Below are 23,771 nucleotides of genomic sequence, written 5' to 3'. Positions count from 1 at the left end.
TAGGCTCCAGGATCGTCCCGGTGCGCCGGGCCCAGCCGACAATGGCCGCGAGACGCGCGCTCAGCCCCGGCCGAGGACGCAGAACTCGTTGCCCTCCGGGTCGGCCAGGACCTTCCACGGGACGTCGCCCTGGCCGACGTCGGCGGCGGTGGCGCCCAGAGTTTTGAGCCGGGCCACCTCCGCCTTCTGGTCTTCGACGGGGTGCGGCAGCAGGTCGAGGTGGATGCGGTTACGCCCGGTCTTCGCACCGGGCGTACGGAGGAACTCCAGGTACGGGCCGACGCCCTTGGCGGAGCGCAGCCGCGCGTGGTCGTCGGTCACCTCGTGCAGGGTCCAGTCCAGCGCCTCGTCCCAGAAGCGGGCCATGGCGCGCGGATCCTCGCAGTCGACCACCACCGCGGCGATCGGCCCGGTGTCCCGGTAGATCTCCCGGGGCTCCAGCACGCAGAACACGTTGCCCTCCGGGTCGGCCAGGACTGTCCACGGGACGTCGCCCTGACCCACGTCGGCGGGCGTCGCGCCGAGCTCCTGCAGGCGCGCGACCAGCTCGGCCTGGTGGGCGGCGGAGGTGGTGGCGAGGTCGAGGTGTACGCGGTACTTCACCGTCTCGGGGTCCGGGACGGTGACGAGGTCGACGTAGAAGGCGTCGGGGTCCGGCCAGGCGAAGCCCTCGGGTTCGAGGTTGGTCACGCCGGGCGCCTCGCTGGAGACGTTCCAGCCGAGCGCCTCGGCCCAGAACCGGCCGAGCGCCGCGTCGTCCCGGGCCTTGAAGTTCACCTGGATGAGTCGCAGCGCCATGCCGCCGATCATAGTGGGGCGTCGCGAGCCGGCCACTGGAAGCGTGGTGCCGGCGGTCAACGCGGCCCTCGGTCCCACACCCGCTCCAGGAAGCCGGCGACGAGCGGGGCGATCTCCGGCAGGCGGTCCTCAAGGGCGAAGTGGCCGGTGTCGAGGACGTGGAGTTCCGCGCCGGGCAGGTCGCGCAGGTAGGCGCGGGCGCCGGGCTCGGGGAAGAACGGGTCGTTCGCGCCCCAGGTGATGAGGGTGGGCGGGGTGTGCGTGCGCAGCCACTCCTGCCAGGCGGGGTACCGCTCGACGTTGGTGTGGTAGTCGAAGGCGAGCGCGACCTGGGCCTCCTTGCGGCCGGGCAGGTCGAGGAAGTGCTGGTCGAGGGTCCAGCCGTCGGGGGCGACGAGTTCGGGGTCGGCGACGCCGGTCTCGTACTGGCCGCGGGTGCCGGGCAGGGTGAGCAGGTCGCGGACGGTGTCCTCGGCGCCGGGCCGGTCAGGGCGCAGCGCGATGAAGTCGCGGGCTCCGGCGGACAGGCCCTCCTCGTAGACGTTGCCGTTCTGCACGACGAGGCCCGCGATCCACTCGGGGTGCCGCTCGGCGAGCCGGAAGCCGACGGGTGCGCCGAAGTCGAAGACGTACATCACGAAGCGGGTCAGGCCGAGCTTCCGGACGAAGCCCTCGGTGATGTCGGCGAGCCGGTCGAAGGAGTAGGTGAAGCCGGCCGGGGCCTCGGTGTGCCCGAAGCCGGGGTAGTCGGGGGCGATCAGCCGGTAACGGGCGCCCAGCACGTCGATGAGGCGGCGGAACTGGTGCGAGGCCGACGGGAAGCCGTGCAGGAGCAGCAGGACGGGCGCGTCGGCCCGCTCGGGAAGTGACTCGCGGTAGAAGACGCGGGCGCCGTCGACGTCGAGGTGGCGGTGGACGGTGCGGGCGAGCGCGGGGAACGTCATGGCTAATGCCTTTCATCGCAGAAGACACATTAGTTATAGCGATCAGCGATCTAACGTGTCAAAGCACGGAGATAGCATTAGGGCATGAGTGAGCTCGGCCCTCTGACCGGTGAACCCCTCGCCCTGGACCTGGTCAACACCCGCCCGGCCACCGGCGACCTGCTGACCACGCCCGGCGACCTGCGCGTCTGGCTGGGCCTGCAGGCCGACCGGTTCGCCGAGGCGCGGGAGCTCCTCGCCGCCGAGTTCACCGCCGCCGACCTGGCCGCCGTACGCGAACTCCGCGAGCACATCGCGCGCGCCCTGGAGCACGTGCGTGCCGGGACCCGGCCACCGGCCGCCGATCTCGAAGCCGTCAACCGGGCTCAGCGTGCCGCGCCCGCCATCAGCGAGCTGACCTGGAACGGCGAGACCGTCACGGCCACCCACCGCCGCACCGGCACCCCCGGCGCGCGCCTGACGACGTGGCTCGCCGAGGGCGCGGCCGGCCTGCTGGCGGACCCGGCGGTCGCCACGGTCCGTCAGTGCGACGCCGCCGACTGCGTCATGCTGTTCCTGCCCGCCCACCCGCGCCGCCGCTGGTGCTCGGCGGCCCGCTGCGGCAACCGCGTCCGCGTCGCCCGCCACTACCGGCGCCGCAAGCACACGTGAGCCTGCCGGCGCCCATGGGAGAACCACGGGCCACCGGCAGGCTCGTCAGACGTCGCTCAGCCGGGCGGTATCCGGCCGTCCTTGGCGACGGGGACGCCGAGCTGGACCGCGGCGGTGAGCGTCGCCTTCTCCTCGGGAAGGCGGGCGAGCACCGGGTTGAGGTGCCGCAGGGTCAGGTCGACGGGCGCCATCTCACGCGCCGTGATGTCGTACTTCTCCAGGTCGATCCATCTGACGAGATCCATGACCTCGGGCGGGATGTTGTCCCCGCCCTTGTACACCGGCACGCAGAGCTGGCGCGAGTAGCCCACCCGTACGTCGGCCGGCGGGATCTTGCCGACGAGCACGGGGTTGAGCTGCCGGAGCGCCAGCGGCCTGTTCATCGGGACGTTCGGGGTGGCGCCGTAGCAGAGGAGGTCGATGTGCCTGACGACCCGGAGCACCTCCGCCGGGGGCAGCACGCCGTTCTTGGCGACCGGGACGCACAGCTGCTCCGGCCGGTTCAGCAGGACCTGCTTGCGGGGCAGGTCACTCAGGACGCGGTTGAGATGGCTGAGCACGAGCGACTTGTCCATCGAGGACCCGGTGACCCGGTAACACGACAGGTCGACGTACCGGACGAAGTCGAGCACGCCGTCCGGCGGGATCACGTCGTTCTTGGCGACCGGGACGCAGAGCTGGTCACGCGCGCCGAGGGAGACCTGCTCGATGGGCAGGCCGACGAGCACCGGGTTGATGTGCCGCAGCGCCAGCCCGACGGCCGGCGGCTGGTAGGGGCTGGTCTTGAAGCACTCGAGGTCGAGGTTCGAGACCAGCTGCGCGGGGGTGGGCAGCGCCAGGGCGCCGGCGGGCGGGGCGACGAGGAAGACCATCGCGATGAGTCCGACGGTCGCCGATAAGAGGCGCCGCACCGTGCCCGTGCGGCGCCGATCGCGGGTGGCCGATCCGTCCATGCTTCTCCTCGGGGTACGGGGACAGGCCTGACACCCTCGACTATCCGTTGGGCCCGGAGACTCGACAACCTCCATGACCGGTCTTTGCCAGCCGTGTTGCCACGCTCGGCGGTCTTCAGCCGGTGTGCAGGATCCGGAAGCGATCGGGTTCGGCGGGGTCTCGGTCGGCGACCTGGATCGGGGGCCAAGCCCACTGCCAGACGCTGATGCCCGGGGTGCGGGAGAACCGGATCTCCCCGCGGGTGCCTTCGACCGCGACGCTGGACCAGGATCCGCCCGTGCGCAGCACCTCGGCGAGGACGGTGACCGTGTCGTAGCCCTCGAAGGCGACGAAGGAGGGCGCCTCGGCCAGCCGTTCACGCAGGGCCGTCCCGACGCGCGCGCCGAGTGGGCCGAGGCGTTCGGGCAGGTAGCGCAGGAACGGGATCGCGGCGCCGTCGCCGCCCAGCGACGCGGCCCAGCCGGCGAACTCCGGCTGCCCGGCCGGAGCGCCGATCATGATCTCGGCGAGGCGCCGGTCGCTGCGGACGGCCTTGACGATCGGCACCGCGGGCTCCGGGGAACCGGCGAGAAGAAGGAGGGCTGTCGCACCACTGCCGGCGAGTTCGTCGCACACGGCCGCGCGCGCGTCGAGCTCGACGACGGTGCCTCCGTGCTCGGCGAGGTGGTCCCGCAGGATGCGGGTCCCGGAGGCCCAGTAGACACTCGGCTCGGCCGCCACGGCGACGCGGCGGTGGCCCCCGCTGAGGAGGAAGTCCGCGTAGATGCGCCAGCCGCGGGACTGCGCCGGGGCCAGGCGCGCGACCCGGTCCGTCGGCTGCTCGGTGAGCGCGTCGAGGACCGCTGACGAGCAGAGGTACGGCACGCCGAGTGCGTCGGCCTGGGCGGCGGCGGCGCGGGCGACGACGCTGTGGTACTCCCCCGCCACGGCGGCCACGCCCAGGCGGGCCAGCTCTTCCACGGCCGCCTCCGCCCTGTGGGGATCAGCGGCGGTGTCTCGTACCAGCAGTTCGAGCGGCCTTCCCGCGATCCCGCCGGCGTCGTTGACCTCGCGGGCGGCCAGTTCGAGTCCGGCGAGCAGGTGCCGGCCCGCCTCGGTCCAGCCGGGCCGGGTCAGCGGGGCGAGCGCGCCGATCCGGACGGGCGATCCGTCAGTCCGCTCCGATGGCTCATGCATACCTTGGCATCTCCCGAGTCCGGTCGCGCTCTGACCTGATCGCAGAGCGACGCGCCGAGAGTAACCGAGCCGGGAACGGCCGGCTCAGGCACCCCGGTATGACCTGTCCAGGGCGGACGACGCTGATCCGTCAAGGGACGGGATGCCTCGCGGAACGCGGTGCGCTCCATGCCGACGAAATGGCGAGAAACGCGGGCTCCCATCACTGAATGTGAGCATTCCGTTATGAATATGCGAGAATCCCGTGATTATAGCCACGATAGGCGCTGCATGATAGGGCCGATTTCGGGTTTACATATAGGACGTCAGTTCGTAGCATTTCGCTCATGGGAGCGCTCCCAAACACTGATGCGGCGATGAGACCACGACTACGCGACGACGTCCGGTTCGTCGAATGCCCCGACGGGGCCTACGTGCACAGTGACTACGGTGCGTGCACGCTACGCGGACGGCACGCGTACGCCTGGCTCGGCAGGCTGGCGCCCGCGCTGACCGGCCGGCACACCCTGGACGAGCTCACGTCGAACCTCTCCGCCGACAAGCAGGCCATGGTCGAGAGCCTCGTGGGCCGGCTCGCCGAACACCGGTTCGTGGTGGATGACCGGCAGGCGCGGCCACACGGACTGACCGACGCGGAGCTGCGCGCGTACGCGGAAGAGATCGCCTTCATCGGTTACGCCCTGGATTCGCCGGAGGCGCGATTCGAGCGGATCCGCAGCGCCCGCCTGGTGCTGGCCGGGGCGGGCCCGCTGCTGGAGGCGCTGGTGGAGGCGTGTGTCGGTTCAGGGTGGCGGTACGTCGCCGTGATCTGTCCCGTCGCCACGGCGGCCGGCCGGGCGGCCGAGGCCGTCCGGCGCGATCCCCGCCAGGAGATCCGGGCGCTCTCTCCCGCCGGCGACGCGCTCGTCCGGGCCGTCACCGGGGACGCCGACGTCGTGCTCCAGGTCAGCGCGGACCTCGACGACCTGGTGGCGACGGCCCGCCTGGCCGAGGCGGGCGACGTCGTGCTGGGCCAGGCTCTCGCCGGTCCTGCGGAGGTCTGGCTCAGCAGGGTGGGTCGGCCCTCGGTGACAGCCGCGGAGTCCGGTTGGCACCGGCTGGCCGCGCTGCCCGCCGCGGCCCCGGCGTCGTCGAACGAGGACTGGCTGACAGGACCGGTGCCGAAGGTCGTCGCCGCCATGCTGGCGCTCGCCTGCTTCTCCCAGGTGACCGGGCTCGACACGGACCGGGAGCGCCTGCTCACCCGGGTCGACCTGCGCAATCTCGACACGCTCCCGCACCGCTTCCTGGCCCGTCCACGTGCGGGCACCCGTCCTGGCGGAGGCCCGGAGGCGATCGGGGACCGGGCCGCGGTGCTGGCGACGGCCACGCCGATCGAGGCGGAGAGCCTGCTCGGCCGCACCCCCGAGCTGGTCGACTCGCGCCTGGGCCTCCTCGGCATGCTGGACGAGCAGGCGCTGGCCCAGTCCCCGCTGGCGGTGTGCGGGGCGACCGTCTCGGACCCGTTCGGGGCGCTGCCCGGCTGGGCGCCGCCTCCGCAGGTGTTCGGCTGGGGACCGGACCAGCGGACGGCCCGGCTCCGCTGCCTGCTCGCCGCACTCGCCACGTACGGTCTGCTCACCGTCGACCCGAGTGCCGACCCGGAAGCGACGATATGGGGCGTGGAACTGCCGGAGGGCCGGCCTCTTCCTGTGCCGGTGTCCGATCTCCGGCTCACCGGTTTCGGCACGCCGTGCCCTCCGGTGGGCACCGGTGCCGGGCTGAGCTGGCCGGAGGCGCTGGCCGCCGGTCTGCGAGCCCGGTGCGAGCACCTGCTGGCGGGCACTCTGGAGGCGGACGGGAGGGGCGCGCCGGTGGGTCCCACGGAAGATCCGATCGCGGAGGCCTTGCTGCGCCAGCTCGTCCTGGCCGGTGAAACGCCGGAGGTGAGCGATCACACGGCCGTTCTCGGCGTGCCCGCGATCTCCCTCACCGTCCCCGGCCAGGACCCGATCGTGTCCGTCGCCGCCACCGCCCCGGCGGCGCTGCGCGACGGCCTGGAGCGGCTGCTGCTCCGCTGGCAGTCGCGGACCGCCGGGCAGCCCGCGTACGCCGAGGCCCGTCCCTTCTGGCCGCCGGACGGCGACCCCTCCGAGGCCGTACGGAGGATGGCCCGGGGGCTGCGCCGCCTGGGCAAGGTGCCGGTGGCGGTGCCACTCGACGGCGACCCCGAGGCCGCCCGGCTGCTCCCCTTCGTCACCCACGTCGCGCTGCTCGATGACTGAGGCCGCCGTCACCGCGTACGCGGACCCGGTGACCGTTCTGGGTGAGGGCCGCCTGTACGCGGCCATCCGCGCGGCCCTCGCCTCGGCCACCGGTCCCGTGATCGTGGTCGCGAGCGACGCCGACGACGTGCGGCCGTACCCGGGAGTGGCGCGACGCGCGGCCGAGAGCGGCGCGTCGTGGCTGCCGGTGCGCGTGGAGGCGGGCTGGGCGCTGGTGGGCCCGGCCGCGCGCCCGCCCCTGCCCGGCTGCCCGACCTGTGTGGAACGGAGACGCGCGGGCAACCGGCCGGACGCGGTGGCTCGCGACAGGCTGCGCGCCCGGTGGGGCGCGGACCTCGGCTCCCGGCCCAGCGCGCTGCTCACACCGCTCGTCACGCGCGCCGTCGCCGCGCTGGTCGCCGACGAGGTGCGCCGGCTGCGGCGTGACCCCGGTTCCGCGCGGACCGCCGGCGCGCTGCTGAAGGTCCGCCTGCCGAACGCCGAAGTACGCCACCACCCGTTCCTTCCCGACCCGTTCTGCCCCGACTGCGGCGTGCGGCCCGACGACGGACCGCACGCGGCTCGGTACGTCCCCCGTCCCGCGCCCAAGCCGGACCCCGCGACCTTCCGGGTCAGCGGCATCGGCCACCGGGCGGCGGAGTGGGAACAGCGGTTCGTCGACCCGGAGACCGGCACCGTGCAGGCTCTGGTCGCGCAGGAGCGCGGCGGCGGCCCGCTCGCGGTGGCGCGGCTCAGCCCGGCTCGCACCGAGCACGAGAGCCACCACGGCTACGGCCGCAGCGGCGACTTCGCGTCCGCGCGGGCCACCGCCGTCGCCGAGGCGCTGGAACGGATCGCCGGCATCGCCCCGCGCGGCCGGCGGACCGTCGTGCGCGCCGCCTACGACGACATCGCCGGCGACGCGCTCGACCCGCGCACGCTGGGCCTCTATCCGGACGACTGGTACGACCGGCCCGGCTTTCTGTTCACCCGCTTCCGTCCGGATCGGCCCACCTCGTGGGTGTGGGCGTACTCGTTCGCACGGGACGCGCCGGTGCTGGTGCCGGAGAGCTACGCCTTCTTCGGCCCCCGCCCGGCGGACGACCTCGGATTCGCCTACGAGTGCTCCAACGGCTGTGCCCTGGGCGGCCACCCGGCCGAGGCGATCCTGTACGGCCTGCTGGAGGTGGCCGAGCGGGACGCGGCCCTGGCCACCTGGTATGCCCGGATGCCCATTCCGCGGGTGGACCTCGGCTCGGCCTCCGACCGCCGCATCCCGATGCTCGCCCAGCGGGTACGCGACCGGCTCGGCTACGACGTGCACGCGTTCGCCGCGCTGATGGAGCAGCGGGTGCCGGTGTTCTGGGTGATGGCCGTCGACGCGCTGGACCGGCCGGACCGGCCGCGCGTGCTGTGCGGCTCCGCCTCCCACCTGGTGCCGCAGCGGGCGCTCCGCCGGGCGCTGGAGGACCTGGGCCCGATGCTGGCAGGCCACATCGACCGCTACGACCCGGCGTCGTCGGCCCGGCTGGCGGCCGACCCCGAGCAGGTGCGGCTGCTGGAGCACCATCCCCTGGCCTACGCCCACCCGGACGCGTTCGACCGGCTGGGCTTCCTGCCGCTGGACGGGCCCACGCTGACCGTCGCCGAGGTGACGGCCCGTGCGGGGTGGCCCGCGCACGACGACCTCCGCGCGGACGTGGCCGAGCTGGCGGCACGCTTCCTGGCCGGCGGCCTCGACGTGATCGCCGTCGACATCACCTCGCCCGAGGCGAAGGCGTGCGGCATGTCCGCCGCGAAGGTGATCGTGCCGGGTACGGCGCCCATGACGTTCGGTCACCGCTACCGGCGCGTCCACGGCCTGCCGCGGTTGCTGAGCCTGCCGCGGCTCCTCGGTCACCGGGACCGCGACCTGGGGTCCGAAGAGCTGAATCCCTATCCTCATCCGTTCCCCTGACCCCGGTCACCACCGGCACGACGAAGGAAGCGAGGCGAACCCGTATGCACCCGACCACGGCGGCGAACGAGGCCGGCGCGGCCACCCGCCGCTACCTGGCCGCGATGCGGAACCGGGGCCCGCTGTCCATCGACTGGGGCGGCGCGCCGACCAGGCACAAGCGCTACCCGGACGCCGTACGGACGCGGCTCCCCTGGGAGTCCGGCGACGGCTCGGCCCTCGGCCGGATCGGCGAACTGCTGCGGGACCTGCTCGGCATGACCAGGCTCGTCTGGTGCCATCAGCTCGACGACGGCGGCGAACCCGCGGGGCGGCCGCCCATGCTCCTCACCGGCCGGCCGGCGCCGTCGGGCGGAGGGTTGTACGCGATCGAGGCGTACGTGGCCGCGGGCGAGCCGCGCCCGCAGGGCCTGCCGGCCGCCCTGTACCACTACGATCCGGTGCACCACGTGCTGGAGCGCGTGCGCGGCGGCGACCACACCGGGGCACTGGCCGGCCTGCTCGCGGACGGTCCGGCGGCGGACGTGGCGATCGTCCTGTCTGCGGTGTTCTGGCGGTCGATGTTCAAGTACGGCGACTTCGGCTACCGCCTGATCTGCCAGGAGACCGGCGTGCTCGTCGCCCAGGCGCTGGCCGCCGGCGGGCGGCTGGGGCTGCCGTGCCGGGCCTGGCTGCGGTTCCCGGACGGTGAGGTGGACCGGCTCCTCGGGCTCGACGGCGCCCGGGAGGCCGCGCTGGCCGTGCTCACGCTGACCCTGCCACCCGGCGGTGCGGGGCGCCCGGACGCCTCCCCGTCCGCCCGCGAGCTGATCGAGCGCCCGGTGGCCGGCGAGAGCACGCCGCTGCCCAAGCCCATGCCTGACGGCCTCGCCGCGGCCCTGCACCGAGCCTGCTCCGCCGCCTCCCCCACGGGCTCGCCGGAGCCGGCGGAGGCGCTGCGGCCACGGCCGCCGGCGCGGGCGGGCCGGGCCTTCCCGGCTCCTGAGCCCGCGACCGGGATCCGCGCCGGCCCGGGAGCGTCTCGCCGCACGTCCCCGCTGGCCGGCTACCGGCCGGTGCCCCTCAGGGGCGCGGCCCTCGGTGCCGTGCTGGCCGCGGCGGGCGAGGGCTACCCGGCCGACCTGCCGGGTGCCGAGACAGGGCCGGCCGCGACCGCGCTGTGCCTGCTGGCCTTGCGGGTGGAGGGCCTGCCGCGGGGCGCCTACTGGTACGACCCGGCCCGGCGGACGCTCCACGAGCTGGCCGGCGCCGAGCGGGGGGACGAGGTGGCCACGGGGCGGCTGCTGGCCAACACCCGGGTGGCGCTGCGCGGGGCCGCCGCCGCGCTGGTCCCCGCGGGCGACCCGGTCGCGGGCGCGCGCCTGTTCGGGGACCGCTGGTATCGGATGCAACAGATGGAGGCGGGCCTGGTCGTCCAGCGGGCCACGCTGGCCGCCACCGCGCTGGGCCTGGCCGCGCGCATCCACTCCGACGGCGCCAACGAGACCACCGACGAGGTGCTCGGCCTCGCCGGGACCCCCTTGCGGAGCCTGTCCTTCCTGCTGCTGGGCACTCCCCCGACCGGCGGGCCCCTGGTGGCCCGCCCCATGCCGGCCGTTGTGCACGAGGAGGTGATGCCCCGCTCCGACGAGAGCCTGACCCGTACAGATCACCTTTGATCGGAATCAGAAGGAGAAGCACATGTCCGCTGAGAACCTCAAGCTCGACCTGCGCGGCCTGGACGTCGACTCCATTGAGGTCGTGTCGGCCGACTCCCTCGTGGTGGAGGGCCACGGCGCCATCGAGACCGGCGCCTCCTCCGCCTTGGGCTACTGCTCGTCCTACCTGACGGCCACCAGCTGCTGGGCTCCGGAGGCGTGACGCCGGAGGCGTCGGCCCGCCGGTGACCCCCGGGTCACCGGTATGACGAGCAGGGCCGAGGGCGCCCGTGCCGTGGGCGCCCTCGGCCCCTGGCGAACCCTCACGAGGAGCGCGTTCGATTGACCGATGTGACGCACACCGTCCCCGTCACCGGGGACGGCGACCTGGCAAGGCTCGCTGATCCCGATTATGCCGTCTCGCCCGTCCTCGCTGTCCGCGTCGCGGCGCTGCCGGTGGCCGGGCTGGACCGGATGCGCTGCACCCGGACGTGGCGGCTGGTGGACGAGCTGGTGAACGTCTCCGCCTGGTTGCGGCGGGAGGGCGCGGACCTGTCCGATCCGCTGCACGACGTGATCGGCGGCACCGCGCCCGGTCCGGCCCGGTCCGGGCTGGTGGCGCTACGGCGCGCGGTGTTCTCCGGACGCCGCCTGAGCGGCGGGGCCGCGACCGCCGACGCGCTGGCGGCCCTCCCCGCCGACCTGACCGCCCGCGTCGGCGCGTGGACCGCCCTGCGGCGCCGCGCGGACGAGTTGCGCGCGGCGCTGCCCGCCGCCCTGGCAGAGGAGTCGCGGGAGAAGACGGCGCTGCTCCGCGAGGCGGTGTCCGACGCCGGTTTCCGGCACGGCCTGGCCCAGGGCAGCCCGGTGCTGGCCGGACGCCTCGACGCCTGGCTCGCCGGCCCCGCCGACCGCCGGCCGGAACGGCAGGAGCTGCTGCGGCTGGCCCGCTATCTCGCCCGGGCGACCGTCAAGACCAGCCCGTACGCCACGTTCACGCTCAGCGGCCTGGGCCGGTGGGAGGCGGACGGCCCCGCGCCGGCGACCGGCGGCGAACCCGCCTGGCGCCTGGTGGTCGAGCTGGATCGGGCGGTCCTGCGCCCGCTGTGGGCGGCGCTCACCCGGCATCGGCGCGTACGGGAGCGCGCCCGGCTCCGCGTCAACCCGACCGCGGCCGAAGACGGCGACCGGATCTGGTTCCTCGGAGCCGGTCACGGCGAGCCGCTGTCCGCGGTGCCGTCGAGCCCGGCGGTGCGGGAGGCCCTCGACTGGGTGCGCGGGCACCCTTGCCCCACCCTGGCCGCCGCCCCCGGGATCGAGCCGCTGGCCGACGCGGGGCTGCTGGAGTTCGTCGCGCCGTACGACGAGCAAGGCCACGACCCGGTGGGCCGGCTGGCGTCGTGGCTGGCGGAGGACGGCCCGGCGCCGTACACGCGAGCTGTCGGCCGGGTCGCGGCGGCCCTGCGCGACGGCGTCACCCGGCCCGGCGACGAGAAGGCGTCCGCGGTCGTACGGGAAGCGCTGCGGGAAGTGCTGCCGCCGGGGCCGTCGCTGCCGGACAAGAACCTGCTCTGGCACAGCGCCGTCATCCCCGGCGTCGCGGGACGGCTGAGCGCGCCGGCCTGGCGCGACGTGTGCGACGACCTCGACGCGCTGCGCGGGCTGCTCGGCCTGTTCGACCCCGACCTGCCCGTCAAGATCGCCGCCGCCGCGTTCTTCCTGGACCGGCACGGCCCCGGCGGCCGGATCCCCGCACTGACGTTCTACCGCGAGATACACCAGGAGGCGCCGGGCGAGGGCGGAGCGCTGCTGCGCGGCATGCTGCGCGACCCGGTGGCGGGCACGCGGGAGGTGCCGGACGCCGAGCCGCCGCGCGGCTTGGTACGGCTCACCGGACTGCGGCGGAGCTTCTGGGAACAGACCGGCGCGCGGGAGCCGGGGCCGGTGGTCGACCTCACGGCCGCCCGCCTGGCCGAGATGGCCGGCGACTGGCCGAGTTTCGTCCGGCCCCCCGGGTCGATCTGCTGCTACCTGCAGGCCGTGCCGGGACCGGGCGCCCTGCGCGCGGTCGTCAACTCCATCTCCGCCGGGTACGGGCGCGGCCTGTCGCGGCTGCACCGGCTGGTCGTCCTCGCCGGCGGTGACGCGCCGCCCGCCGGCGAACTCCGCGCCGCGCAGGGCGACGTCCTGGTGGCCGAGTTCCGCGGACTCGTCGGCGGCGGCCTCAACGCCCGTCCGGCCGCGGCCGACCTCGCCCTCGACCACCCCTTCACCGCCCCGGACGCGCACCTCCCGCGCGTCTCGCCGGCGGAGCTCACCGTCGGCTACGACCCCGGATGCGACAGGCTGACCCTGTTCGACGGCGCGGGCCGCCCGGTCCGGCCGGTCCACCTGGGCATGACCGCCCAGTACTGGCTGCCGCCGTGGTTGCAGTTCCTGGTGCGGACGTTCGGGGAGCCGTCCACGGCGATGGTGCCCGGCTGGGTGTTCCGCACCCGGAGCGAGGTGCCGGGCGAGGGCGAGGTGGAACGGTGGCCGCGGATGGACCTCGGGCGGGTCACGTTCGCCCGGGCGGTGTGGCGGCTCCGGGCAGGCACCTTCCCGGTGCCGGCCAAGGGCGAGGGCGAGGCCTCGTACCTCCCCAGGCTCGCCGAGTGGCTGGCGCTGCACGAGGTGCCCCGCCGGTTCTTCGCCCGGGTGGTGGACCTGCGGGACGGCCTGCTGGTGGGGCTGCTGAGCAAGGACCGCAAGCCGATGTACGTGGACGTCACCGACATGCTGCTGCTGAACGGGTTCCTGCGCGCGCTGCGCGACCCCGGCGCGCTGCTGGTGATCGAGGAGGCCCTGCCCGATCCCTCCCAAGCGCCCCGCTACGGCCCCGGCCGCCGGGTCACCGAGTACGTCGTCCAGCTCTCCGCGCGGCCGGGCCGATGACGGACGCCGGCAGCCGCTGGATCGGCGCGCACCTGTTCCATTCCGGCGACCTCGACCCGCTGATCAACGACGTGGTGGACCCGGTGACGCGGGAACTGGCAGCGGACGGCACCGTGCGCCGCGCGTTCTTCCTGCGCTACTGGGAGGGCGGTCAGCACGTGCGGCTGCGGCTGGAGGTGCCGGACCCGGCGCGGGCGTCGCGCGTCCATGACCTGGTGCGCGAGCGGGCGGCGGCGCACTTCGCCGCCCACCCGTCGCCGCCGGTCGACGCGGCGGCCTACCGCGCGTTCGCGGCCGCCATGGCCGCGGGCGAGCGGCGCACGTCCTACGACGAGCGGCTGCGTCCCGCCGGCTCGGTGGCGTTCATCGGCTACCGGCCGGAATACGAGGCGTACGGGGACGCCGCCTGCGTCGCCGCCGCCGAACGGCACTTCGCGGAGTCGAGCCGGCTCGCCCTGGACGTGCTGCGCGCCGGTACGGAGATGGCCCGGCGCGCGGCGATCGGGCTGGCCGCGCTGACCGTCGCAGCCGCCGCGTGCGAGCCGGACCTGCCCGCCGCCGCCCACCGCCTCGCCACCGCCCGCCAGGCACGAGAGGACCGCACCACCCACCGCCTCGCCGCCGGCGCCGGCCAAGCGCGAGCGGTGAGTGACGAGTCCGTCAGCGCGGAGGATTGGCGGCGCCGCGAAGGCGCTCTCCTCGCCCAGACGCGCAGGCTGTGGGACACGCCCGGCTCCGGCGGCGACCTGCTGGCCACGTGGGCGGCATCGGTGTGCGCGCTCCGCGACGAGCTCGCCGCCCTGCACGCCGCCGGCCGGTGCGCGCCGCGGGACTCGGGCTCGCCGCACGCGCTGCTCGCCCTGGCCGCGCCGCCGGAGCGGCGCACGGTGTCGCTGATCCTGATGCGCTGCGTCCACCTGTTCCACAACCGGCTGGGGCTGCGTGCCGGGACCGAGCGCCACGTGTCGTACCTGGCGGTCCGCGCCCTCGCCGGACTCGCCGACTCCCGGAGGTGACCCCCTTGACCGTGTCCGACGCTCCCACCTGGCACTGCGTGCACGTCTACTACCACGCGGCGGACAAGGACGGCCTGCTGCTGGATGCCGTGCGGCCGCTGTTCGACGGGCTTCGCGGTCAGATCGAGGCGGCGTACGTGCTGCGCCATTGGCGGCAGGGCCCGCACCTGCGGATCAACGTCAAGGCGGCGCCGGCCGTCTGGGAGGGGGTCGTGCGCCCGCGGGTGGACGAGGTCATCGGAGCCTACCTGCGCGCACACCCCTCGACGGCCGCGCTCGACCCGGCCGCGAGCCTGGCCAGGCACCGCCTGCTCGCCATGCGGGAGCAGGAGCACGGGCCGCTCACGCCGTGGCCGCCGGACAACTCCATCCACGACGCGCCGTACGACTCCCGCCGGCACGTGCTCGGCAGCGACGAGGCGGTGGACCTGCTCACCGCGTTCTACGCCGATGCCACCCCGCTGCTGTTCGGCATGCTGGAGCACGTGCGTGCCGGCCGTGACAGCAGGACCGGGCTCGCGCTGAGCCTCATGCTGACCGTCGCGCACACTTCGCAGCACATCACGCGGAGCTACCTGTCGTACCGGATGCACGCGGAGGGCTTCATCACGTGGGCGGCCGACCCCGAAGGCGTCCGCGCCGCTTTCGAGCAGGGCTTCCGGGAACGGCGGGCCGCGCTCACCGAGCGGGTGCGGGACGTCGTCGCCGCCCTGGACAACCCCGCCGCGCCGCCCGTGGCGTTCGTACGCGAGTGGGCGGCGCTGCTGGAGGACTACCGGCGACGGGCCGGAACGCTGCTGGACAGCGGCCGGCTGGTCCAGCCGACGTTCGAGCCGGGCGAGGCGCTCCGGGCGCGGCCCGGTGACCCGCCCGCTCCCCACCACGAGCCGAACGAGCTGCAACGCCTGATCTACGAGAACCCGGCCTACCACGCGGCGGTCTTCACCGACCCGCGCTTCCTGCGCTACCGGGTGCTGCTCAACTACACGTACCTGCACCTGACCCGGCTCGGGCTCACGCCGCTCGACCGGTTCAGGGCCTGCCACCTGCTGGCCGACGCGGTGGAGGACGTCTACAGCCTGTCGGGACTGGACGCCCTGCGCCGGTTCGCCGGGTCGGGTGAGCCCACGGAACCGTCACGCTGACGAGCACAGGCCGGCCGGGGGCGCAGCCCGGCACCTCCTCGTCAGGGGTGCCGGGCTCGATGGACACGCCGGACTCAGAGCTTGACGAATCCCGACGGCTCGCCCTCCGGCGCACGGTGAGGCGGCGGTCTCACCCCCCGATCGCGGGCATGCTCTCAGGAGCGGTCTCCGCCGCCGGGACCGGAGTCGCGAGCAGCTCCACCAGGTGGTCCGCGATCGCGGAGATGGTGGGCTGCTGCCACAGCAGGGTCGCGGGGAGACGGCGGCCGAAGCGCTTCTCCAGGCGCCGCCTGACCATGACGGTCATCACCGAGTCCAGCCCCTGCTCGACGAGGGGACGCCGGATCGCCAGGTCCTCGGGGGCCGTCCTCATCACGGCCGCGATCTCCGCGCGGATCTCGGGCAGGACGCGCTCGCGCAGGTCCTCGGGCGCCAGGCCGGCGAACGACTCCGCCGGTCCCCGGAGATCCTCGTCGGCCGGGGCGGGCGCGTCGATCACCGGATAGCGGAGTCCCGTGAGGTGTCCCACCACCCGGCCGTCCACGTCGGCCAGGAGCGCCCGGACGGTGTCGTCGGCGGCCGGGTCCACGGCCGCGTGGACGATCACCGTCGAGGGCGGCGTGCCGGTCAGCACCACCTCGTCGATGTGCACGACCATGCGCAGCACCGGGTCGCCGGGGAACACGCAGGGCGCCACGGACATCACCGCGTCCAGCGCCGGTGCCCAGCTTCCCGGCTCCCCGGTGCGTACCGTCGCCCGCAGCGCGCCGTCTCCGGCCAGCAGCGTCCCGATCGTCCAGCCGAAGCCCGTCGAGGGCACGCCGACGGCGGCCAGCCGCCGGTGCACGAACCCTGGGTCGATCGGGCTGAGATCGCCGGCGTCCGGCAGCACGTCGGGTTTCACCTGGCCGGGGGCGGCCACGTCGGCGGTGACGTGCACCAGCCAGGCGGGTTCGGGCTCGCCAGGCCCGGCCGGCGTGCGGGCCGCGAGCCGTACCGCCGGCGGCTCGTGCACGACCTGGACCTGCCTGCGCTCCGCGGTCATCAGCGGATGCGTCATCTCCACGTCGGTGAGCGTGACGTCCTCGTCCTCGGCCGCGTGCAGGAACGTGTTGACCAGCACGGCGGCGGGCACGATCTCGACCCCGTTGAGCGCGTGGCTGCCCGGGTAGGGCCGGTTGGCGTCCTCCAGGCTGGTCCGCCACATCCGGGTCCGGCTGCCCGCGAGGCTGGTCGCGGCGCCGAGCAGGGTGTGGGAGCGCACGTCGTGCCCTCGGTTGCCGTCGTCGGCGTACGCCTCGCGCCAGTGGCGGCGGTGCTGCCAGGCGTACGGCGGCAGGTCGGCCAGGCCGCCGGTCGGCTGCAGCCGGCTCCAGTCCACGTCGACGCCGTGACAGTGCGCCGTGCCCACCGCGACGAGGAAGGTCGCCGCCTCCGGCTGGTTGCGGCGCAGTGACGTGCCGACGAACACGTCCTCGAACCCGTTCTCCGAGAGCGTCTCGGTGACGGAGTGCGCCACCACGGGGTGAGGCGAGATCTCCAGGAACACGCGGTAGCCGTCCTGCGCCGCGGCCGTCGTCGCCGCGGCCAGCCGCACGGGGTCGCGGAGGTTCGCCGCCCAGTACGCGCCGTCCAGGATCGGCGTCGACCGGGGGTCCGCCAGCGCGGTCGTGTACATGGGGATGCGGGGCGCCCCGAACGAGAGATCGGCCGTGGCGGCGGCCAGCTCGACGGCCAGGGGCTCCATGTGCGGGCTGTGGAAGGCGACGTCCGACGCCACTCGCCGCACCACGATGCCCTCGGCCGGCCACTCGTTCACCACCTCCTCGACGGCGGCGACGTCGCCGGACAGCACGGTGGAGCCGGGCGCCGACGCGATCGCGGCCACCAGGTCGGTCCGGCCGGCCAGCCGATCGGCCGCCTCCTCGAAGGACAGGCCGACCATCACCATGGCGCCCTTGCCCTCGGCCCGGCGCAGCAGCCGGGAGCGGCGGCAGATCAGGCGGGCGCCGTCGGCGACGGACATCGCGCCGGCCGTCACCGCCGCCGCGATCTCGCCGACGGAGTGGCCGATGACGGCCTCCGGCGCGACCCCGTACGCGTTCCAGAGCCTGGCGAGGCCCAGCTGCATCACGAAGATCATGGTCTGGACGCGGTCGATGGTGTCGAGTTCGCCGTCGGCCAGGACCTGCCGGGGAGAGAAGCCGATCTCCTCGGCGAAGATCGGCTCCACCTCGTCGACCAGGGATGCGAACTCCGGCACGGCGAGCAGCTCCCGCCCCATCCCGCGCCACTGGCAGCCCTGCCCGGAGAAGACCCAGAGCGGCCCGGGACCGGGCTCGGGCAGCACGTCCCCGGTGAGTACGGCCTCGGCCGGCACGTCCTCCGCGAGCCTGCGCAGGCCGGCCGCCAGCTCGTCCGCGCCCGCCCCGACCACGACGGCGCGGCGGGCCAGGTGGGTGCGCCGGAGCGCCAGCGTGTGGCCCGTCGACGCCAGGTCGAGCCCGCTGTCCAGGTGATCGGCGAGCTTGCCCGCGTACTGCCGCAGCGCCTGCTCCGACGCGGCCGACAGGGGGAACAGCCGCTCCCCCGTCACCTCGTCCTCCGGCGTCTGCTGGGCGGGAGGCGCCTGCTCCAGCACGATGTGCGCGACCGTGCCGCCGTAGCCGAAGCTGGAGACGCCCGCCCGGCGCGGGTGGTCGCGCTCCGGCCAGGCCGATCGCCCGGTCACCACGCGCAGGCCCGAGTCCTCCCACGGGATGGCCTCGTTCAGGGTGGTCAGCACGCTCGGGGGGATCTCGCCGCGGTCGAGGGCGAGGACCGCCTTGATGACACCGGCGATGCCGGCGGCGCCTTCGAGGTGACCGATGTTGGACTTGACCGAGCCGATGAGGCACGGGTCGCCGGGGGGCCGCGGCGTGCCGTACACGGAGGAGAGCGCCCCCGCCTCCAGCGGGTCGCCGAGCCGGGTCCCGGTGCCGTGGGCCTCGATGTAGTCGACGGTGGACGGCGCGACGCCCGCCTGCCGGCAGGCCTTGACCATCACGTGTTCCTGGGCCTCGCCGCACGGCGCCATGATGCCGTTGGTGTGCCCGTCCTGGTTCACGGCGCTGCCGATGACGAGCGCGAGGATCCGGTCGCCGTCGCGCTGGGCGTCGGACAGCCGCTTGAGCACGACCACGCCGCAGCCCTCGCCGCGTCCGTAGCCGTCGGCCGACGCGTCGAACGACTTGGACCGCCCGTCGGGGGCCAGCGCTCCGGCGGTGCCGAGCGTGAGGGTCTGGCCCGGGGTGACCAGCAGGTTGACGCCGCCGGCGAGGGCGACGTCGCTCTCGCCGAGCCGCAGGCTCTGCGCGGCCAGGTGGAGCGCGACCAGCGACGCCGAGCAGGCGGTGTCGACCGCCATGCTGGGCCCGCGCAGGTCGAGTGAGTAGGAGATGCGGTTGGCGACGGCGCAGGTGGCGGCGCCGATGCCGGTCCACGCCTCGATCTGGGGCAGGTCCTCCAGCAGACGGCCGCCGTAGTCGGCGGTGCAGACGCCGACGAACACCCCGGCGTCGGTGCCGGCCAGCCGGTGCGGCGGCAGGCCGGCGTGCTCCAGGGCCTCCCAGGCGGTCTCCATCAGGATCCGCTGCTGGGGGTCCATCAGCTCGGCCTCGCGGGGCGACAGTCCGAAGAACTCCGCGTCGAAGCCCTCGATGTCGCTCAGGAAACTGCCGTGGCGCACGGCGTCGCGCAGCGCGGCGGCGTCTTCCGGACTCCGGTTCTCATACCGGCGCCAGCGTTCGGCCGGCAGCGGCCCGGTCGTGTTCCGGCCGGAGCACAGCAGGTCCCAGAACTCGTCCGGTGAGCGGGCGTCGCCGGGAAGGCGGCAGCCGATCCCGACCACCGCCACTGGTTCCACCCGCGGACTGTCGACCATCTGCGTTGGTTTCCCTTCGGTTCATACCCATGGAGGAGTGTCGATGATCTTGATGACGGCTCCGGAGACGGTCACTCCAGGCCCGGTGCCGAGCATCAGCATGTGGTCGCCGGGGCGCAGCTGCCCGGTCGTCAGCAGGTGGTCGAGGGAGAGGATCTGGTCGCTGGCCCCGCAGTGGCCGATGGTGCGGCCGTAGTCCCAGGTCGAGCGGGACATCGGCAGGTCGAGCATGGCCATGCAGCGCTGTTCGACGATCTCTTCGGAGTAGTTCATGAACGCCACCCGGGCGAGATCGCGGGCCTCGATCCCGCTCTCGGCCAGCGCGCGCTCGACGATCTCCATCAACGCCCGCTGGATCTTGAACAGCGCCGAGGTGGCCTCGCCCTTGGGCATGACCTGGTGCCGGAACTGCTCGTTCCTGGTCGCGAAGCTCATCCGGCGCCCGACCGTGACGCCCGGCGGGAACAGGGGTTCGCTGCCCCGGTGCAGTTCCTCGGCCTCGGCCACCGTCGTCGTGCAGACGGACGTCAGCCGCGCGAAGCCGGTCTCCTTGGTGAGCACGAGCGCGCTGGCCGCGTCGCCGCCGATGTAGCCGGGGCCCATCCGCCACCGGTCCATCAGCGGGGTGCCGTAGTTGTCGGCGGCGACCAGCAGGGCGGCCTGCCGGCCGGGGGCGGCGTCCAGGTGGCCGGCCGCGAGTTCCAGGGCGATGAACATCCCGTTGCAGCCCTGCCGGACCTCGGTGGCCAGGACGTCCCCGCCGACGAGGTGACGCTGCAGGTAGGAGTGCGGGGGCCAGCCGTCCGGCCCCTGGTGCCAGGTCGAGGCGTACAGGAGGAGGTCCAGATCGGCCTGCGCCCGCCCGCTGCGCTTGAGCGCGCTCCGCGCCGCGTGCAGGGCCATCTCCGGGGCCGGCACGTCACCGGCCACCGCCGCCCCGGCCAGGTTGTGCAGCTCGGCCTCCTCGGCTGGATACCAGCCTTTGGCGACGGCTTTCGCGACGCTGACGACGGTCCGGGGCACGAAGGTTCCCACTCCGCTGATGTACGTGTCCGCCAACTTCATGACTCTGCCCTCGTCCCGGCTAGACGGATTCGAGCTCTCGGACCATCGCCACGATGGTCACGACGTCCCGGAAGTTGTCGGGGTCGAGCTTCGCCGCGGGGATCGCGACGCCGAGGTCCCTGCGGAGGAAGTTCAGCAGCCGCGCCGTCCGCAGGGAGTCCAGGAGGCCCGACACGAGGAGCGGGGTCGTCTCGTCGACCTCGATGTCGTCGCCGTCCAGGACGAGGTTCTCCTGGACGAAGGCGACCAGTCTCTGGGTGAGCTCGGTCATGCGCGTGCCCCTTGCGTGACGGGAGAGGTGGACAGGACCCTGAACGCCGCCGCGGCGACGGACGTCCCGGAGCCGAACCCGACCATGAGCAGGTGGTCGCCGGCCACCAGCCCGCCGGTCGCGATCAGGTGCTCGAAGGCGATGAACTGGTCCACCGCGCCGCAGTGGCCCACGCGCCTGCCGTAGTCCCAGGTCGTCTGGTCCTCGTCGATGCCCAGCCAGGACATCTGCCCGTCCAGGTCCTCGCGGCGGCCGTGCGGGAAGGCGACCCGCGTGATGTCGGAGAGCCCGATCCCGGCCTCGTCCAGGGTCTGTTCGACCTGCTGCATCATCGTCTTCTGGATCGTCAGGTGGATCCCGGTCCCCTGCGCCTTGAGCAGCCGCTGGCGGAACTCCTCGTGGCGGTCACCGAAGCTCAGCCCCCTGCCGACGGTGGCGTCCGGGGGGAACAGGGGGTAGGCGCCGTCGTTGACCGCGTCGGCCTCGGGTATCACCGTCGCGTTCACCGACAGGAGCTCGGCCATGCCGTACTCCTTGCCGAGGACGAGCGCGGCCGCGGCGTCGCCGATCAGCGCCCCGGGCGTCATCCGCCAGCGGTCCACCAGCGGGGTGCCGTGGTTGTCCGAGGAGACGACCATGGCGGTCCGCCGGTCCTCGCCGGCCCGCAGGTAGCTCGCCGCCAGCTCCAGCGAGCTGATCATCCCCACGCAGCCGCTCCGGATCTCGAACGCCGGAACGTTCCCGCCGAGGAGGTGCTTCTGCAGGTAGTGCTGAGGTTGCCAGCCGTTCGGGCCCTGGTGCCAGACCGACGGGTAGAGCAGGAGGTCGAGCTCGCGCGGGGAGGACTCACCCCAGCGGTCGTACGCGTCCAGGACCGCGAGCCGCGCCATCTCGGGCGCGGGCATGTCGCCCGCCACCGCCGCGCCGATCTGCCGAAATCTCTCGGCCTCCTCCTCCGGATACCAGCCCTCGCGAACCGCCTGCTCGACGCTCACGCTGTCAGGCACATAAACGCCGAGGCTCCTGACGAACATGTTGGATGTACGCACACGTCCCCTAACTCGTCGACGATCCCGGGCAACGGTCCTCGGGCAGCGTGAGGCGGCTCATCCGATTTATTTCGGGCCCGGGATATCAATCGGCTCCCGACCGGCGGGTGAATACAACGGAATGGTCCGGCGAGCCGTCAGCAAGGATAGGGGCCGATCCTCGGATAAGGCAATATGTCCGCGAGTGATCCGGCCCGCGACATTCCGTAATCGAGATCCGACGGAACGTGTCGCATTTCGGAAATGCTTCTTTCCGCTTCACACCGCCATTTCCGCGAATGTGACGGCCGCGAATCCGGCGCCGGACCCGGCGCTATTCACGCTCGGGCCCGGCGCGCGTCGTCTCAGGCGGGCACCTTCGTGCAGACGATGTCGTTGAGTTTGAACTGGGCCGGAACGGGGTTCGTCCCGGTGGCGGTCGCCGAGAAGCCGAAGCTCTGGCTGGAGCCGGGGCCGATGTAGGAGTTGTGGCCGGCGTCGCGGGCGGTCACCTGGGCGCCGGTCTGGGTCACCGTGGCGTTCCAGGCGTTCGTGATCTGCTGGTTGCCCGACCAGGCCCACGTCACGGTCCAGTCGTCGACGGGGGTCGTGCCGGTGTTCCTGATGGTCACGGTGCCGTTGAAGGCGCCGTTCCAGGCGCCGGTGGCGTAGGCGACCTCACAGGAGGTGCCCAGCTTGAGCCCGCCGCGCAGGAAGGTCGCGAAGTTGGCCCAGGTGGGGTTCAGCGTCCCGGTGCCCACGGTCTCGGAGCAGTCGGTGGTGGTGTAGACGGTCTGGTTGCCGTACTGGGCGGGGTCCATGATCTGGGACATCATGTGGTCCGCGGCGGGCACCGAGACGAAGGTGGCGTCGCCGCACTGGGCCTTGATCCTGTTGTAGAGCAGGACGCTCTGCCCGTGCGGCACCAGGAAGTCGGCCTGGCCGTGCAGGAACATCAGCGGCGGGTCGTTGGCGTCGACGTAGGTCATGGGATTGGCCTGGGCCACCTTGGCCGGGCAGGTCTGGATCGGGCAGCCGACCAGGAGGGATTCCGGGGAGGCCGGGGAGTCGTGGTCGAGCCCGCCGGTCGGCAGGTTCTGCGCGTTCATCTGCAGGAAGTCGGTCGGGCTGTAGAAGGCGAGTCCCACCTGCACGGCGCTGGAGACGCCGGTCGTGCCGACGGTGCCCTCCAGCGCCGCCACCCCGCCGGACAGGGTGGCCATCTCCGTCAGCCAGCCGCCCGAGGAGTCGCCCATGATCGCGAAGCGGTTCGGGTCGATCTGGTACGTCGCGGCGTTCGCACGCAGCCAGCGGATGGCCGCCTTGATGTCGTGCACCTGGGCCGGGAAGATCGCCTGTGCGCTGTTCCGGACGCTGACGCCGGCCACGGCGAAGCCCAGGGGGTTGAAGATTGCCGCGATCGCGTCCGTGCCGGCCTTGCCGTCGTCGCTCGTCCACGCCGAGCCGGTGTGCCAGATCAGCAGCGGCCGGGGCGTGATGCCGGTGGACGGCAGGTAGAGGTCCAGCAGATGGCCCTTGCTGCCGGCCGGTTGCGCGGGCGCGTAGGCGATGTCGGTGACCACCTGCGCGGCGTGGGCCGGCGGCGCCGAGGCCACCGACACACCGACGGCGGCCAGCACGGTCATCGCCATGCCGACGATCATGGCCGTGCGGATTCGAGCTTGCATGGTGCGACTCCGGTTGGTCGGATGATCGCCGCTTCCCCGGTCCCCGGCCATAGCGCCTGCTAGAACCCTGCTAGAACAATGTCCTGCTCGAGTGTCGCGGCTCACATCGATATGGGCGGGGAGACGATATGACACGTAAGTGACGCTGGTCAAAGTTTTCCGCACTTCATCCAGACCGGACTGAAAAAGCGGCATAAATCGTACTTTGTGGATCACAGGGCTCGAAGGCCGACCAGATCATCCATGGCGTGCACAGGCGGTCGGATAAGCACCCACGGGGCCTTGACAAGCCACTCGGCAAGCGACACCGGCCTTACCGGCAGTAAACACCCGCGCAACCTC

General features: G+C 73.4%; 17 protein-coding genes. 8 read left to right on the top strand and 9 right to left on the bottom strand.

Annotation, left to right across the window (positions count from 1 at the left end; translation table 11 throughout):
- Positions 1-60 precede the first annotated feature (60 nt).
- Positions 61-798, bottom strand: coding sequence for a VOC family protein (locus tag ACZ6YG_RS30030; protein ID WP_466019842.1), 738 nt, complete (start codon positions 796-798; stop codon positions 61-63).
- 56 nt (positions 799-854) lie between these two features.
- Positions 855-1,742, bottom strand: a complete 888-nt coding sequence (locus ACZ6YG_RS30025; protein WP_466019841.1) for an alpha/beta fold hydrolase — start codon at positions 1,740-1,742, stop codon at positions 855-857.
- Between the two features lie 84 nt (positions 1,743-1,826).
- On the opposite strand from ACZ6YG_RS30025, the gene ACZ6YG_RS30020 reads away from it, so the two are divergent.
- Complete coding sequence (locus ACZ6YG_RS30020; RefSeq protein ID WP_466019840.1) at positions 1,827-2,393, top strand: CGNR zinc finger domain-containing protein; 567 nt, start codon at positions 1,827-1,829, stop codon at positions 2,391-2,393.
- Positions 2,394-2,449: 56 nt separating this feature from the next.
- Here ACZ6YG_RS30020 and ACZ6YG_RS30015 read toward each other — a convergent pair whose 3' ends face one another.
- Both ACZ6YG_RS30015 and ACZ6YG_RS30010 read right to left on the bottom strand, forming a co-directional pair.
- Entirely contained in the window at positions 2,450-3,346 is an 897-nt protein-coding gene (locus ACZ6YG_RS30015) for a hypothetical protein (protein ID WP_261808712.1), read from the bottom strand.
- A gap of 115 nt (positions 3,347-3,461) precedes the next feature.
- Complete coding sequence (locus ACZ6YG_RS30010; RefSeq protein ID WP_148033041.1) at positions 3,462-4,523, bottom strand: ABC transporter substrate-binding protein; 1,062 nt, start codon at positions 4,521-4,523, stop codon at positions 3,462-3,464.
- Between the two features lie 356 nt (positions 4,524-4,879).
- On the opposite strand from ACZ6YG_RS30010, the gene ACZ6YG_RS30005 reads away from it, so the two are divergent.
- From ACZ6YG_RS30005 to ACZ6YG_RS29975, 7 genes are all read left to right on the top strand, one after another.
- Positions 4,880-6,787, top strand: a complete 1,908-nt coding sequence (locus ACZ6YG_RS30005; protein WP_466019839.1) for a hypothetical protein — start codon at positions 4,880-4,882, stop codon at positions 6,785-6,787.
- Positions 6,780-8,723, top strand: a complete 1,944-nt coding sequence (locus ACZ6YG_RS30000) for a TOMM precursor leader peptide-binding protein (RefSeq protein WP_466019838.1) — start codon at positions 6,780-6,782, stop codon at positions 8,721-8,723. Before ACZ6YG_RS30005 ends, ACZ6YG_RS30000 begins: the two co-directional genes overlap by 8 nt.
- A 44-nt stretch (positions 8,724-8,767) precedes the next feature.
- Entirely contained in the window at positions 8,768-10,381 is a 1,614-nt protein-coding gene (locus tag ACZ6YG_RS29995) for a SagB/ThcOx family dehydrogenase (protein ID WP_466019837.1), read from the top strand.
- A gap of 22 nt (positions 10,382-10,403) precedes the next feature.
- Entirely contained in the window at positions 10,404-10,583 is a 180-nt protein-coding gene (locus ACZ6YG_RS29990; protein ID WP_148033045.1) for a thiopeptide-type bacteriocin, read from the top strand.
- Positions 10,584-10,711: 128 nt separating this feature from the next.
- Positions 10,712-13,294: a lantibiotic dehydratase gene (locus tag ACZ6YG_RS29985; protein WP_466019915.1), complete on the top strand. Its 2,583-nt coding sequence runs from the start codon at positions 10,712-10,714 to the stop codon at positions 13,292-13,294.
- Positions 13,291-14,310: a lantibiotic dehydratase C-terminal domain-containing protein gene (locus tag ACZ6YG_RS29980; protein WP_466019836.1), complete on the top strand. Its 1,020-nt coding sequence runs from the start codon at positions 13,291-13,293 to the stop codon at positions 14,308-14,310. The genes ACZ6YG_RS29985 and ACZ6YG_RS29980 overlap by 4 nt, the downstream gene beginning before the upstream one ends.
- 11 nt (positions 14,311-14,321) lie before the next feature.
- Positions 14,322-15,455, top strand: coding sequence for a thiopeptide maturation pyridine synthase (locus ACZ6YG_RS29975; protein ID WP_466019914.1), 1,134 nt, complete (start codon positions 14,322-14,324; stop codon positions 15,453-15,455).
- Between the two features lie 130 nt (positions 15,456-15,585).
- Here ACZ6YG_RS29975 and ACZ6YG_RS29970 read toward each other — a convergent pair whose 3' ends face one another.
- The 5 genes from ACZ6YG_RS29970 to ACZ6YG_RS29950 form a co-directional block, all read right to left on the bottom strand.
- Positions 15,586-19,359, bottom strand: a complete 3,774-nt coding sequence (locus ACZ6YG_RS29970; RefSeq protein WP_466019835.1) for a type I polyketide synthase — start codon at positions 19,357-19,359, stop codon at positions 15,586-15,588.
- Positions 19,360-19,398: 39 nt separating this feature from the next.
- Complete coding sequence (locus ACZ6YG_RS29965; RefSeq protein ID WP_148033050.1) at positions 19,399-20,442, bottom strand: ketoacyl-ACP synthase III family protein; 1,044 nt, start codon at positions 20,440-20,442, stop codon at positions 19,399-19,401.
- A 19-nt stretch (positions 20,443-20,461) separates the two neighbouring features.
- On the bottom strand, positions 20,462-20,713 hold the full coding sequence (locus tag ACZ6YG_RS29960; RefSeq protein ID WP_466019834.1) for an acyl carrier protein: 252 nt from the start codon (positions 20,711-20,713) through the stop codon (positions 20,462-20,464).
- A complete protein-coding gene (locus ACZ6YG_RS29955) occupies positions 20,710-21,720 on the bottom strand; it encodes a ketoacyl-ACP synthase III family protein (protein ID WP_466019833.1) in 1,011 nt (336 codons plus the stop codon). The genes ACZ6YG_RS29960 and ACZ6YG_RS29955 overlap by 4 nt, the downstream gene beginning before the upstream one ends.
- Before the next feature lie 386 nt (positions 21,721-22,106).
- Positions 22,107-23,429, bottom strand: a complete 1,323-nt coding sequence (locus tag ACZ6YG_RS29950; protein WP_187281285.1) for a cellulose binding domain-containing protein — start codon at positions 23,427-23,429, stop codon at positions 22,107-22,109.
- Positions 23,430-23,771: the final 342 nt, after the last annotated feature.

The organism is Nonomuraea sp. NPDC054003 (genome assembly GCF_055585125.1).
This window is presented reverse-complemented; position numbering and strand designations above follow the sequence as displayed.